The sequence below is a fragment of the Sphingobium cloacae genome (assembly GCF_002355855.1).
Lineage (GTDB): Bacteria > Pseudomonadota > Alphaproteobacteria > Sphingomonadales > Sphingomonadaceae > Sphingobium > Sphingobium cloacae.
In genome coordinates, this window is record NZ_AP017655.1 from 2,989,452 (window position 1) to 3,002,685 (window position 13,234).

12 protein-coding genes are annotated in these 13,234 nt (G+C 65.8%); 9 read left to right on the forward strand and 3 right to left on the reverse strand.

The window, feature by feature from the left end; translation table 11 throughout:
• Position 1: 1 nt before the first annotated feature.
• From SCLO_RS14625 to SCLO_RS14645, 5 genes are read left to right on the forward strand one after another with little or no spacing between them, the layout of a single operon-like run.
• Entirely contained in the window at positions 2 to 262 is a 261-nt protein-coding gene (locus SCLO_RS14625) for an acyl carrier protein (protein ID WP_066515288.1), read from the forward strand.
• The gene (locus tag SCLO_RS14630) at positions 255 to 1,760 is read left to right on the forward strand and encodes a class I adenylate-forming enzyme family protein (RefSeq protein ID WP_066515285.1); all 1,506 of its coding nucleotides are present in this window, start codon (positions 255 to 257) and stop codon (positions 1,758 to 1,760) included. Before SCLO_RS14625 ends, SCLO_RS14630 begins: the two co-directional genes overlap by 8 nt.
• Positions 1,757 to 2,638 (forward strand): inositol monophosphatase family protein, encoded by an 882-nt coding sequence (locus SCLO_RS14635; RefSeq protein WP_066515283.1) that lies wholly within the window; start codon positions 1,757 to 1,759, stop codon positions 2,636 to 2,638. The genes SCLO_RS14630 and SCLO_RS14635 overlap by 4 nt, the downstream gene beginning before the upstream one ends.
• Positions 2,577 to 3,182, forward strand: coding sequence for an LbetaH domain-containing protein (locus SCLO_RS14640; RefSeq protein WP_066515281.1), 606 nt, complete (start codon positions 2,577 to 2,579; stop codon positions 3,180 to 3,182). The genes SCLO_RS14635 and SCLO_RS14640 overlap by 62 nt, the downstream gene beginning before the upstream one ends.
• Positions 3,183 to 3,240: 58 nt before the next feature.
• The gene (locus tag SCLO_RS14645; RefSeq protein WP_066515279.1) at positions 3,241 to 5,292 is read left to right on the forward strand and encodes an acyltransferase family protein; all 2,052 of its coding nucleotides are present in this window, start codon (positions 3,241 to 3,243) and stop codon (positions 5,290 to 5,292) included.
• 3 nt (positions 5,293 to 5,295) lie between these two features.
• Here the strand turns inward: SCLO_RS14645 and SCLO_RS14650 are convergent, their stop codons facing one another.
• Positions 5,296 to 6,468 carry a glycosyltransferase family 4 protein gene (locus SCLO_RS14650; protein ID WP_066515277.1) on the reverse strand — a complete coding sequence of 391 codons (1,173 nt, stop codon included), beginning with the start codon at positions 6,466 to 6,468 and terminating at the stop codon, positions 5,296 to 5,298.
• A 189-nt stretch (positions 6,469 to 6,657) separates the two neighbouring features.
• Between SCLO_RS14650 and SCLO_RS14655 the strand changes: the two genes are divergently transcribed.
• From SCLO_RS14655 to SCLO_RS14670, 4 genes are read left to right on the forward strand one after another with little or no spacing between them, the layout of a single operon-like run.
• Entirely contained in the window at positions 6,658 to 7,503 is an 846-nt protein-coding gene (locus SCLO_RS14655) for a hypothetical protein (protein ID WP_066515274.1), read from the forward strand.
• A 32-nt stretch (positions 7,504 to 7,535) separates the two neighbouring features.
• Positions 7,536 to 8,726: a glycosyltransferase gene (locus SCLO_RS14660; RefSeq protein WP_066515272.1), complete on the forward strand. Its 1,191-nt coding sequence runs from the start codon at positions 7,536 to 7,538 to the stop codon at positions 8,724 to 8,726.
• The gene (locus SCLO_RS14665; protein ID WP_066515270.1) at positions 8,727 to 9,974 is read left to right on the forward strand and encodes a glycosyltransferase family 4 protein; all 1,248 of its coding nucleotides are present in this window, start codon (positions 8,727 to 8,729) and stop codon (positions 9,972 to 9,974) included.
• The gene (locus tag SCLO_RS14670) at positions 9,968 to 11,386 is read left to right on the forward strand and encodes a pectate lyase family protein (RefSeq protein WP_096362162.1); all 1,419 of its coding nucleotides are present in this window, start codon (positions 9,968 to 9,970) and stop codon (positions 11,384 to 11,386) included. Before SCLO_RS14665 ends, SCLO_RS14670 begins: the two co-directional genes overlap by 7 nt.
• 16 nt (positions 11,387 to 11,402) lie before the next feature.
• Here SCLO_RS14670 and SCLO_RS14675 read toward each other — a convergent pair whose 3' ends face one another.
• Together SCLO_RS14675 and SCLO_RS14680 are read right to left on the reverse strand one after the other, a co-directional pair.
• Positions 11,403 to 12,635, reverse strand: a complete 1,233-nt coding sequence (locus SCLO_RS14675; RefSeq protein ID WP_066515268.1) for an outer membrane beta-barrel protein — start codon at positions 12,633 to 12,635, stop codon at positions 11,403 to 11,405.
• Positions 12,626 to 13,195 (reverse strand): polysaccharide biosynthesis/export family protein, encoded by a 570-nt coding sequence (locus SCLO_RS14680; protein WP_066515266.1) that lies wholly within the window; start codon positions 13,193 to 13,195, stop codon positions 12,626 to 12,628. Before SCLO_RS14680 ends, SCLO_RS14675 begins: the two co-directional genes overlap by 10 nt.
• Positions 13,196 to 13,234 lie beyond the last annotated feature (39 nt).

Here is a 13,234-nt window from a genome sequence, read left to right on the forward strand (position 1 = left end):
CATGGCCCGGGGCGGAGACATCGGGATGGCGGACGTCGCCGCTCTGTTCGCGGACGTCTTCGGGATTCCGGCGGAGACGGTCGAAAGCGCGACCAGCGCGGATGACGTGGGCACATGGGATTCCATGGGGCATCTGGTGCTGATCCAGACCATCGAGGAACGGTTCAGGATCACGCTGGAAATGAACGAGATGTTCGAGATCGTCGATGCGGGGTCCGCCTTGACGGTATTGCAACGCCATGGAGCGAGCGGTCATGCCTGACGACCAGATCGCCAATCTGTCGCAGGCCGTTCGCCAATGGGCTGAGGCCGACCCGGATCGCGACTATCTGATCGTCGGGGACAGGCGCTACAGCTATGGCGAGGTCGATGCACTGGTCGACCGGTGCTGCGTCGCCTTCGCCGGGCTCGGGCTGAAGCCGGGGGACATCGTCAGCGCCGTGATCGAAAACGGCGCGGCTTATGTCGTGCTCTACATGGCGTCGCTGCGCTACGGGACGGTGTTCAATCCCTTCCCCTTCACCATGGAGGCGCAGGACATCCTGTCCTATCTGCGCCATATCCGGCCCCGGCTGCTGCTGTGCCGCAAGCAGCATCATGAGCGGCTGTCCGGCCAGCAGGACCATCCGGTCCACCTGCTTGGCCCGTCCTTTCCGGAGGATTTGCCGCAAGGGGCGAGCGGGTGGCCGACATTCCAGCCGGAGGAAAGATCGCCCGCCTGCCTCTATTATTCGTCCGGCACGACCGGCAATCCCAAATGCATCCTGTTCAGCCACGCCAATATGATGGCGAATGTCCGGGCCATCGTGTCCGGCTTCCGCTTCGGGGAGCGGGAACGCCACCTGATCGTCCTGCCGCTCGGCCATACGGCGTCGATCAACTATTCGCTGCTGCCCTGCACCCTGACGGGCGGCGCGCTGGTCATCGCCCCATCCTTCTGGAGCGCGCGGCCCCGTTTCTGGAACCTGGTCCGCGCCCACGCGATCACCTATGTCGAGGTGGTGCCCAGCGTGCTGGCGGCGCTTCTGGAAACCCCCTTCGCCGCCGATGCATCCGATTTCCTGCCCGCGCTGCGTTTCATCGGTTGCGGGTCGTCGACGCTGCCCCATGAATTGCAGCGCCGCTTCATGGAGCGGTTCGGAGTCAGGGTCGCCAATCTCTATGGCCTGTCCGAAACGGGGCCGTCGCATGTCGACTATCCGATGGACCCCGATTGGCAACCCGGCTCCATCGGTTTCCCGCTGGCCTGCAATGAATGTTTCATCGCGGATGAGGACGGCCGACCCCTGCCTCCGGGATCGGTCGGGGAGATCGCGATCCGCGGCCCCAATGTCTTCATCCAATATCTCGGCAACCGGGTACTATACGACAGCGTGGTGAGGGGCGGGGCCTTTTTTACCGGCGATCTGGGCAGGGTGGACGAAAAGGGCCGCTTCTGGTTCGTCGGGCGGAAGAAGGAACTCATCATCAAGGGCGGCGTCAACATCGCGCCCGACGAGATCGACGAGGTCATCTACAAGCTGCCGGGCGTCGCCATATCGCTGACGGTGGGCAAGGCGGACGACTATCTGGGCGAGAAGATTCACTCCTTCATCGTCCCGGCGGACGGCGTGTCGCTGTCGGAGGCGGAGATACAGGCCCATTGCCGGTCCTTCCTGTCGAGCAGCAAGATACCGGACCAGATTTCCTTCGTCGCGGCCATTCCCGCCGGCCATTCGGGCAAGTTCCTGCGCCGCGAAATGCAGAGGCAGGCGTCTTGACCCGCTTCGCACCGGAACTGCGGCTGGCGCTGGACGCGGCGGAGGCCATCGGACGGACCCAGATGGAACGGTTCGACCAGAACTACCGCGTGCTCCGCAAGGAAAGCCGGGAATTCGTCACCAGCGTGGACCTCGAATGCCACATGCTCGCGCATGAGCGGCTGGGGATCGCCGCGCCCGTCCTGTCGGAAGAGACGCGCGGCGATTTCGACTTCGGGCATGACCTGTGCTGGATCGTCGATCCGCTCGACGGCTCCCATAATTATATCGCGGGCCTACCCAATTTCGGCGTCTCGGTCGCGCTGGTAGAGAATGGCCGGTTCGTGCTGGGCGTGATCGGCATCCCCTTCTTCGGCGAAGTCTATCATGCGGTGGAGGGCGAAGGCGCCTTCCGCAACGATGCGCCCATCCGCATTTCCCCCAATGCCGTGCTGTCCAAGGCGATGATCGCCTATGACAACCAGTTCCACCTGTCGCCTCACGGGTTCGCGCGGTATCGCCGCCTGACCGACGCGGCGTTCACGACGCGGATTTTGGGGTCGGCCGCCTATGATCTCGCGCTGGTCGGCCGGGGTCGGATCGACGCGCGGGTGCTCAATTGCACCAAGGTCTTCGATGTCGCCGCCGGGATCGTCCTCGTGCGGGAGGCAGGCGGGCGCGTCACGGATTTTTCCGGCGGGGAAGTCGGCGTCGCGAGCAAGGAAATCCTCGCCAGCAACGGCCACACCCATGACGCCCTGCTCTCAGTCCTTGGGGATATGAACGATGAAGAAGCTGGTCCTTTACACGGCGGGGTCCGGATCGCGCGAAATCCTGGTGAGCATTCGCGACTCCAACCGCCATCGGCCGGAATGGGAGCCGGTCGCCTTTGTCGATGAAGACCCGGCGAAGATCGGCACGACCATCGACGGCCTGCCCGTCCGCGGCCCGGATCACGACTTCGGCCCCGATCTCCATGCCCTGTGCGGCGCGATGGACCCTATCGTCCGCAAGCGTATGTCGGAGGAACTGATCGAGGGGCGGGGCCAGACGCTCGCGACGATCATCCACCATTCGGCGCTCGTCGCCGACGATCTGGTCCACGGTCCCGGCCTTGTCCTGATGCCGGGGGTCAAGGTGAATTTCGACGTCCGCTTCGGCAAGGGCGTCCACATCTTGTGGAACGGCATGCTGGGCCATGGCCTGCGCGTCGCCGATTACGGGACGTTGCTGACCAATGTGACCGTGCTGGCCGGTTGCACGGTCGGCTATGCCGCCACGGTCGGCAGCGGCAGCGTACTCAGCCCCGGCGCCACGGTGGAGGCCGGCGCGCTGGTGGGCGTGGGAACGACCCTGCTGCACAAGGTGGATGCGGGCCAATCGATCATGAGCATGCCGCGCGTGGTGAGATGGAAACGTCCGCCCGAAACCATCGCTCACTGACGGTTCCGAAACAGCCACGTTGAAGGCGGCATCAACCGGCATTGCCAAGAGGTCGAGGGTGGAGCGTTCCGACAGACCATTCGCCGTTTCCCTGATCGCCGGTTCGATCGGTCCGGCCCAGCGCGCATCCTTTCCCGCCGTCGGATACAGGGCCGATCTGGACGCCCTGCGCGCCATCGCGGTGATCGGCGTGCTGTTGTTCCATGTCGGTTTTGAGCGGGCAGGCGGCGGCTTCGTCGGCGTCGACATCTTTTTCGTGATCTCCGGCTTCCTCATCACGCAACTGATGATCCGCGACCTGGATAACGGCGTCTTTTCGCTGGCGAATTTCTATCACCGGCGGATCAGGCGGATCTTCCCCGCCTTGATCCTGATGCTGATCGTGTGCACCATCGCCTGCACATGGCTCCTGCTGCCCGATGATCTGCAACGCTACGGCCAGAGCACGGCGGCCGCCGCGCTTTTCTCCTCCAATATCTGGTTCTGGCTCAAGACCGACTATTTCGACGGCCCCGCTCTCTTCAAGCCGCTACTGCACACATGGTCGCTGGCGGTGGAGGAGCAATTCTACCTGTTCTTCCCGCTCTTCCTGCGTTGCATCTGGCCGCTGGGAAGAGCGGCGACCCAGATCATCCTGGCGGCCTGCGTGGCCCTGTCCTTCGCCGCCTGCCTGGCGATCATGCGGACGGACGTGTCCGCCGCCTTCTACCTGACGCCCTTCCGCGCATGGGAATTGCTGCTGGGCAGTCTGCTCGCGGCCGGGGCGGTCCCGGCCATCACCCGCCCGATGCTGCGGGAAATCGCGGCGGCGCTGGGCCTTGCGCTCATCCTCTTTTCGATCCTCGCCTATTCGGAACTGACGGTCTTTCCCGGCGTGGCGGCGCTGGCCCCCTGCATTGGCACCGCGCTGGTCATCCATGCGGGCAGCAGCGGCGGATGCGCGGTCAACCGGGCGCTGGCGATCAGGCCGCTCGTGGCCGTGGGCCTGATCAGCTACTCCCTTTATCTCTGGCATTGGCCGATCATCGTTCTGGCGCGCTATCTGACGATCGACGAATTGCAATGGCCCTCCGCCGGGCTGCTGATCGCCCTGTCCTTCGCTGCGGCGTGGCTATCCTATTCCCTGGTCGAGCAGCCCTTCCGCGCCTCCCGGATCAAGCGCCCGTCCGTGACCATCGCGGCCTGCGCCGCCGTCACCATCGGTTCGGCGGCGGCGGGGCTGGCCATCTATGCGGCCCATGGCTGGCCGGCGCGCTTCTCCGCCGATGTGAGCCGGTTGGAAAACTACAAGAATTCGGAAAACCCCAACGAGGACAAATGCCAGCGGGTGAAGCTGCAACTGGCGCGCCACTCCCCCTGCACCATTGGCGATCCGGCGAAGGCCAGCGTGTTGCTCTGGGGCGATTCCCATGCAGGCGTGCTCTACAGCGCGCTGTCCGAGATCGCGAAAAACGGGCCAGGCACCGTCTATGCGGCGACATCGCGTTGTCCCCCCCTGTTCCAGCTGGGCACCGACAGGGTTTGCGTCCGGGGCAACGACCGCCGCCTGCATTACCTGCGCAAACATAAGGAGATCGGAACGGTCATTCTGGCCGCCCGCTGGTCGCTCTATCTGGAGGGAAGGGCCATCGACATCGGCCCCGACGAGACCAACGGCAACACGCCCGTCCTGCAACGGGCCGACGGCGAGCAGCTGGAACGTTTTTCCCCCGCCGCGCGCGCTGCCTTCAACCGCGGCCTGCATCAACTGGTCGACGCGCTGCTCGCTTCGGGCAAGAAGATCATCCTCGTCTATCCCGTTCCGGAACTGGGCTATGACGTGCCTTCCCGCGCCGCCCGCATGAGGGCGCGGGGGGAGGACCCGGCGGCCTTCACCATTCCGGCGTCGGTCTATTTCCGCCGTCAGGATCACGCCCTCGCCATATTGGATGGGCTGGGCCAGCGTTCCGGACTGATCCGCATCTACCCGGAAGCCATATTATGCCCGCGGGGACGCTGCCTTTCCGTGCTTCACGGAGCGCCGCTCTATTTCGACAGCCATCATCTCAGCAAGCCCGGCTCGCGGCTGCTGGTCCCGGCGCTGCGGCAGGCGTTGGCGGCGGCGGAATAGGATTCAGGCGGCCGCCAGTGTCGGCTTGCCGGCGGAAGGTCGTTCAAGGACCAGCGCCTCGGCGACGACATCCTCCCATTGGCGCAGGACCGCATCGGTCGTGAACCTTTGCGAGGCGATCCGCGCGCCCTGCGACAATTGCGCGCGGCGGGCGGGATCGTTGCACAGGGCCGCCATCGCCTCGCCCAGCGCCGGCACGTCGCCATCGGGGACCAGCAGGCCGCCGACTCCATTGGCGATCATTTCTCCCGGTCCCCAGCAGCAGTCGAACGCGATGGTGGGAATGCCCGCCGCCATCGCCTCGCCGATGACGATGCCCCATCCTTCGAAGCGGGACGACAGCACGAAGATATCCGCCTCGCGCAGCCAGCCGCCATGTTCCTTCGTCACGCCGGGCAGCGCGACGCGCTTGCGAAGCCCCAGAGCATCGCGTTGCGCCTCCAGCTTCGCCCGTTCCGGTCCTTCGCCCCAGATCGTGAGCGACCAGCCGGGCATCCGCTCCGACACGCGGGCAAAGGCGTCCAGCAGCAGGTCGAATCCCTTTTGCGGCACCAGCCTGCCGACCGCCACGATCCGCTTGCCCGCCACGCGGCCAGGGTCCGGCTCGATCGGGGCATAGGTGGGATTGGGGATGACCCATTGGCGGCGGCGCATCGATGCGGGAAACTGGTCCATCGCCCCCTGCGTCATGGTGATGAGCCCATGGGCGCGGCCATAGGCATGGCGACGCAGGGCCGACCAGGCGAAGCCGGGGCGCTGCTGGGATGGATTGTTGCGCTCCGACACGATGACCGGGATGCCCAGCGGCCTTGCCGCCAGCACGCTGACGACATTGGTCCTCGTCAGGAAGCTGATGACCAGATCGGGGCGATCCTCTTCCAGCGCTCCGCGAAGGGTGAGGATGCGGTCACGCACATTGGCCAGCGAGCGGAACAGGGGAAGCCGCCCCGCCGGATGCCCAAGCTGCCGGATGCGCACTCCCGGATCATGCGGGTAATAGGGCGCGTCTCCCCGCTCCTCGAAGGCGAAGAGGCTGACCGCCCAGCCCAGCCGGCTGAAATGATTGCAGAGCAGGCTGACGATATGTTCCGATCCTCCGGCGCGCAGGCCGGGAAGAACCAGAGCGATATGCGGCCTGCCGGAAAAGGGGGCAGCCGCCCGGAACGATTTCCTCATGCACCGAAGGTGGATCGGCCGCGCCGTTTATTCCATGGCCCTTGGGTATATGTCCAAGGGAACGGCCCGAACCAGCCAAGCGGCTTAACCTGCGGGGAAGGGTCCTGCATTCGGGCTAATCCCTATTGGCCTTCCCCCTAGCCAAGCGCCCCCCTTCATGCGGCGGCGACACATAGTAGGGTCTTGTCCATGATACTCGCCGCCACCCAGTTCTTCTCGCGCCCGGCCGATGCCCTTCCCCAGCAGGTCGAGGACGCCTTCTTCAGCTCGATCAAGAACCCCAACAACACGTTCAAATGCACCTGGGGCGGGCGGTTCGGCGAGGTCGACCGTCGTCTGGCGCAGGCCATCAAGGCGCGGGGGACGGAGGTGCGCGAACTGCTGGACATCGGCGTCTCGTCGGGAACGACCACGCTGGACCTGCACGACACCCTGTCGCGCGAGGGATTCCATCCGCGCATCATCGGCACGGACTATCCCATCCATGCATGGATCGTGCAGCTTGGCGGCGGATGCGCGGCCTTGCTGAACAAGCATGGGCAACTGCTTCAGATCGACATGTTCGGCCGATCCATCCAGCCATGGCGGCGGCGCAGGGATTTCCTGACCGGCATGTGGCTGGCGCGCCCGCTGCTGGCGCGGCTGCTGGGCCGCTGGGCGGCGCGCAAGCTGCGCGAAGGGATCGGCGTCCGGCAGGTCGAACTGGTCAGCCCGCGCATCCGCGACCATGATTCCATCGTCATCGTCGAGGACGACGTGCTGCGGCGCAAGGAAGCGTTCGCGGGCCGCTTCGATCTGGTGCGGGCCGCCAATATCCTCAACGAAAATTACTTCCGCGAAGCCGAGTTGCGGCGCGCCACCCAGAACCTGCTTTCCTATCTCCGGGGGCCGGGATCGCTGCTTTTCATCGTGCGCACGCTCCAATCGGGCGACCATCATGGGACGCTGTTCGCCTTGCGAGGCGACGGCGCTCTGGAGGTTGTGGAACGGATCGGCGCCGGATCGGAGATCGAGAAGCTGCTGGCGATGGCCTGAACTGAAGCGCCAATCCGGTTTCAGGAACAGTTATGAAGATACTGCACGTCATTACCGCTCTCAACGTCGGTGGCGCGGAAACCATGCTTGCCCGGCTGCTGGAACATGAACGGATGCAGGGCGGTGCCCGTCAGGCGTCCGTGCTGTCGCTGATGCCGCCCGGCGTCGCGGGCGCGCGCGTCAGGGAAAGCGGCATTCCGCTCCGCGATTGCGGGCTGGCCGGCATGGGCTCGCTCCTGCCGGGCCTCATGCGCCTGCGCGCGGCGGTGCGCGGGGAAAGGCCGGACCTCATCATGGCGTGGATGTATCATGCCCATCTGGCGGCGCGGCTGGGGACGTGGCTGCGGCGCGAGCGGATTCCGGTCGTCTGGAACGTGCGCCACAGCATCGACGATCTGCGGCAGGAAAAGCCCGCGCTGCGGACCATCATCAGGCTGGCCGCGCTGTTTTCGCGCTGGCCGCAAGCCATCGTCTATAATTCCCACGCCGCCGCCCGGCAGCATGGGCGGCTGGGCTTTGCGCCGGACCGGGCGACGGTGATCCCCAACGGGTTCGATTGCGACCTGTTCCAGCCGCGCGTGGATGGGCGCGACGGACTCGTCGCCAGTTTCGGTATCGATCCCCGCGCTCTGATCGTCGGCATGGCGGCGCGCAATCATCCCATGAAGGACGTGGCCAATCTGATCGATGCGGTGGGGCGGGCGAGAAAGGCCGGGGTGGACGTCCATCTGCTGCTGATGGGGCAGGACATGGACCGGCCCTCGGGGCGGTTCGGCCAGCTGATTGGCGGATTACCCGCCGACCGCCTGACGCTGCGGGGCCATGTCTCCTCGCTGGCCGATGTCCTGCCGGGGCTCGACCTGCTGGTCCTGCCTTCGGCCTGGGGCGAGGGTTTCCCCAATATCCTGGGCGAAGCGATGGCCTGCGCCGTTCCCTGCATCGCGACGGATGTCGGGGACAGCCGCTGGATCGTGGGGGATGCCGGCATCACCGTGCCTCCCTGTGCACCGGACAAGCTGGCGGAGGCCATCATGACGATGTGGGAAATGGGCAGGGCCGGGCGAAAAAGGCTGGGCGCCGCGGCTCGCGCGCGCGTGAAGGCGGACTTCTCCATCGGCAGGATCGCAGCCTCCTACGACCAGCTTTATCAGACGATCGGCGGCCATGCCGTGGCGTCGCGGGACGCGTCCCCATCCGATATCCGCCAGGCACAGGTGATGTAAATGCTTCAGCTTTCCTCCGCTTCCGACGCCCTCTCCCAACCGTCCGTCCCGGCGCGGGGCGCAGCGCGATGCGCGACGCCGGTTCGCATCTGCTTCCCCTTCGGCGGCGGCGCGGTGGGGGGCAGCCACATCTCGGCCACGCAGCTCATCCGCCGGCTCGACCGGAGCCGGTTCAGTCCCCTCATCGTGCTGCATCATGGCGAGGGCCAGTTCGGCACGTTCCTGCGGGCGGAAGGGCTGGAGCATGTCGTCCTGCCCGATGCGGGTTTCTTCGGCAATTCCTGCGGCGTCCCTCCGCCGAAGGGGGTGGCGGGCGCTGTGGCGGACCAATGGCGGCTGGCCCGCTTCCTCCGGGAGCAGCAAGTCGGCATCGTGCACACCAACGAAGGGGCGATGCATGTGTCATGGGCGCTGCCGGCCCGGCTCGCCGGAGCAAGGCTGCTCTGGCATCACCGTGGAAGCTCGGACGCCAGAGGCGTGCGCTTCCTGGCGCCCTTCGCGGCGCATCGCATCGTCGGCGTGTCGGATTACGCCCTGTCGGAAGTCCGGCGAAGCAAGAGCGCCGCGCGCAAGACGGCGGTGGTCTACAGCCCCTTCGACGTCGATGCCCAGCCCATCGACAGGGATCAGGCCCATCGGGCGCTGACGTCGGAACTGGGCGTCGGTCCCGATACCCGGCTCATCGGCTTCTTCGGCCACATGCTGGAGCGCAAGCGGCCGCTGTTCTTCGTCGATGTCCTGTCCTGCATGGCCAGAATGCGGCCGGACCTCCGCTTCATGGGGCTGATATTCGGTTCGCCGCTCGTGCCGGGAATGGATGTCCAGGTGCTTCACAAGGCAAGGACGCTGGGCGTGGCCCCTCGCTTGCGCCTGATGGGCTTCCGCTATCCCGGCGCGCCGCTGATGGCCGGATGCGACATCCATGCCGTGCCCGCCGTGCACGAGCCTTTCGGCCGGTCGCTGATCGAGGCGATGTTGCTGGGCACGCCGGTGGTGGCCGCCGCGTCGGGCGGCAATATCGAGGCCATCGACCATGGCGTCACCGGCCTGCTGTCCCATGCCGACGATCCGGCCGAAATGGCTTCGGCGATCATCGGCCTGCTCGATTCGCCGGACCGGCTGGCGGCCATCGCGGCCGCCGCATGGGCCGATGCCACCCGGCGTTACAGCGCCGATCGCCATGTCGAACAGATCAGCGCGATCTACCAGTCGCTTCTGCCCGGCGGGATGAGCGGGCCGCCATGGTGAGCCAGAGCGCCATGGCCATGCTGGGCATCGGCATCGCGGCCCTGCTCGCGACGCCGTTCGTGGCGCCGTCCGATCTTGCCCAGCGCCTCAAGAGCGGCGGCGCGGATGCGGATCTGGACGGATCGTCGGTCCTGCCCGAAGTGCCCGGCGTGGAAGCCTTTCCCGGTGCGGAAGGCTATGGCCGCCGGTCGCGCGGCGGGCGGGGCGGAGCCATCATCCCCGTCACCACGCTGGCGGATCGCGGCCCCGGCTCGCTGCGCGCCTGCATAGAGGCGCAGGGGCCGCGCGTCTGCGTCTTTCGCGTCAGCGGCGTCATCCGATTCACGACGCGGCGGCCGATCATCACCAATCCCTATATCACCATCGCGGGCCAGACGGCGCCAGGCGGCGGCATCATCGTCACCCATGGCGGCGGCGTGGACGGCTATACGCCGATCATCGCCAAGGACACGCATGACGTCATCATCCGCCATATCCGCGTCCGCACCGACCTGAATGCGGAGGACCGGGGCAGCAACAGTTCCTTCCTGTTCGAAAACAGCCGCAACGTCATCTTCGATCATGTGAGCGGCGCATGGGCGCAGGATCAGGTGATGAGCGGATATGACCACAATGACAATATCACCATCTCCAACTCGATTTTCGTGCAGGGCATTCCGCGCCACGACAAATGCGCCCTGCTCGCCTCCAATCCGAAAGCGCCGCAGAAGCTCAGCTTCATCCGCAATCTCTGCGCGCATAACGGGGACCGCAATCCCGATGTGAACTTCATGCCGCTGTCCTGCGTCGAGATATTGAACAACGTCTTCTACAATGGCGATTCCCAGTTCACCGAAGTGCATGAGGTCTTCGGCGGCACGCCTGTCAGCATCGTCGGCAACACCTATCGCAAGGGACCGGACAGCGCGGACGCCATTCCCGCCATCGACCGCGTGCTGGACAGCAGCACGGGGATGTCGAAAATCTTCATGGCGGACAACAGGCTGGACAAGGTCAAGGTGCTGAAGACCGGCACGGTGGAAATATCGCAGGTGTCGCGTCCCGTCTGCCCGCTCAGCACGCGGCTCGTTCCGGCGGAGCAGGCCTATCTTCAGGTGCTGGACAAGGCGGGCGCTTTCCCCAGGGATGCGCTGGACGTGCGCACCGTGGCCGAGGTTCGGGCGCGGACCGGATCGATCATCCACGATGCGGCCATGCGCAGCGGCCCGCGCCCCTTGCCCGCCATCGCGCCCGGAACGCCCTATGTCGATCTGGACGAGGACGGCATGGCCGACAGCTGGGAGCGGGCCCATGGCCTCGACCCCCGGCGCAACGATGCGTGGGAGGATGCCGATCACGACCGCTGGCTGAACCTGGACGAGTTTCTCGACTTCGCCCATCGAGAGGTGATGGCAGGGCGGCCGATTCCCTGAGCCGCAGCAGCCGCCTTCAGAATTGAAAGCGGATTTCCGCGCCGAAGATGGCGCGATCGAACTCGTCGGCCGGCCGCGTGCTGCTGCGGTCGGCGATCCGCGCCATCAGGGCGAGGGCGATATGGCGGCTCAGCAGATATTCCAGCTCCACGATCCCCGCGAGGGTCCGTTCATGTTGCCCGGTGCCGACGAAATTGCTGCGGCGGTAGAGCAGCGATCCCTGAAGCCGCAGATTATGGCGGACCTCGCTCTGAACGCCGAGGCGCAAGCGGGTGTCGGTTCGCGAACGGGCGCCCGTCCGGACCGTGGCCACATCACCCCGGAAGCCGTCGAGCGTGATCGCCAGCCGGGGCGTCGGCGCATAGACGAGCGCGGCCGAGACGGAAAGGCCCGTCCGCGAATCCTGCGCCGGATCGTCCGGCTTGAAGCGGAAGACGCCGACGGCGGCCTCTCCGCTGAGCAGGCCGCCCGGCTCGAAGGCGAGGCCCACGCGTGCGCCATAGGTCCGGGAATCGCGGTCGATGCCCGATGTGTCGAAGGGCAGGTCGAAATCCCTGACGACGATAAAGCCTTCGCCAAAGGCGCTCATGATTCCGCTGACCCGGTATCCGATCCGCGCCTGCCCGCTATACTGGTCGAAATCGCGTTCCTCGTCGATGCGGGCGAGCGCATTGTTGCGCAGCGCGGTGCCCTTGAGGCCGATGGTGATGCGCGATCCGATATGGTTGTAGGCCAGCTCCCCGCGCAAACGATCATAGCGGCGGGGCGACGTTGCCGGGTCGGTCTGCGATTCCGGCTCGCCGCGTTGCTCGACCAGCCGCTGCCATTCGATGGCTGCATTGATGCTGTCGGTTTCGGAAAAACGATAGACGCCGGCGAGTTCCGCTTTGCCCGCTTCGGAATTTTCCGTCTTGTTGTCGAAATAGCGGCGGATGACGGCGCTGCCCTCCGCCGCCAGTTCGAAGCGATCGCTTTCCAGCGCCAGGTTCACCCTCGGCGCGAGGGTTGCCCGCATATCGTCGATCTTGTCCGAAGGCAGGGCGTAGATGTTGGAATCATATTCCAGCCTGACGTCGCCCCCGACGAAGGCGGAAACCGGCCCGATCTGGATCGGCCTGGCCTGATATTCCTTGGGCGCTTCCAGAAGGGGCGTCGCGCGGTCCAGTTCCTGCGCTCCGGCGGGGACGGACAGAAGCGCCAGGACCGAGCAGGAACAGAGCCGGACCAGACGGGCAGGGGTCAAAACCATTTCTCCACCACCTTGACGGTGTCGCCCGGCTGTATGGGCGTGTTCTCCGATGCCCTGGCGGTCGAGGCCTGGCCGTTGACCTGCCGGATGATCGCGACGGCGTTGCGATTGGCGCGGAACGTATATCCGCCCGCGACCGACACCGCCGTCACCACCGTCATGCCGGGGCGATAGGGATATTCGCCGGGGCTCTTGACCTCTCCCAATATGTAGATCGGCCGCAGCCGGACGGGCTGGACGCTGACCACCGGGGAGATCATCAACTTCCTTTGCACCAGTTGCGCGGCGATGGCCTGCTCCAGTTCGGGGATGGTCGATCCGTTCGCCGGGATCGGCCCCATCAATGGCAGGGACAGTTCGCCCCGGTCATTGACGGTGAAGGACGCGCCCTTGTCGATCTCCGTCAGGCCGGGGATCATGATGCGCACCTCGTCGCCGGGGCCGAGCCGATATTGATTGGCCTCCGCCGTGGAGAGCGCGGGAAGGCCGGATACCGATCCGGCACATGCCGCCGTGAAGTGGACCAGAAGTGCCAGGCTGACGACAGGAACTATCCGCATGACCGTCTCCACTCCTTGATTGGCATGGCGCTGTAATAT

What these genes read in the sequence shown, in the direction of transcription:
- SCLO_RS14680 (WP_066515266.1), bottom strand. Translation starts at nt 13,195, where the DNA reads ATGCGGATAGTTCCTGTCGTCAGCCTGGCACTTCTGGTCCACTTCACG.
- SCLO_RS14660 (WP_066515272.1), top strand. Translation starts at nt 7,536, where the DNA reads ATGAAGATACTGCACGTCATTACCGCTCTCAACGTCGGTGGCGCGGAA.
- SCLO_RS14650 (WP_066515277.1), bottom strand. Translation starts at nt 6,468, where the DNA reads ATGAGGAAATCGTTCCGGGCGGCTGCCCCCTTTTCCGGCAGGCCGCAT.
- SCLO_RS14625 (WP_066515288.1), top strand. Translation starts at nt 2, where the DNA reads ATGGCCCGGGGCGGAGACATCGGGATGGCGGACGTCGCCGCTCTGTTC.
- SCLO_RS14630 (WP_066515285.1), top strand. Translation starts at nt 255, where the DNA reads ATGCCTGACGACCAGATCGCCAATCTGTCGCAGGCCGTTCGCCAATGG.
- SCLO_RS14670 (WP_096362162.1), top strand. Translation starts at nt 9,968, where the DNA reads ATGGTGAGCCAGAGCGCCATGGCCATGCTGGGCATCGGCATCGCGGCC.
- SCLO_RS14665 (WP_066515270.1), top strand. Translation starts at nt 8,727, where the DNA reads ATGCTTCAGCTTTCCTCCGCTTCCGACGCCCTCTCCCAACCGTCCGTC.
- SCLO_RS14675 (WP_066515268.1), bottom strand. Translation starts at nt 12,635, where the DNA reads ATGGTTTTGACCCCTGCCCGTCTGGTCCGGCTCTGTTCCTGCTCGGTC.
- SCLO_RS14655 (WP_066515274.1), top strand. Translation starts at nt 6,658, where the DNA reads ATGATACTCGCCGCCACCCAGTTCTTCTCGCGCCCGGCCGATGCCCTT.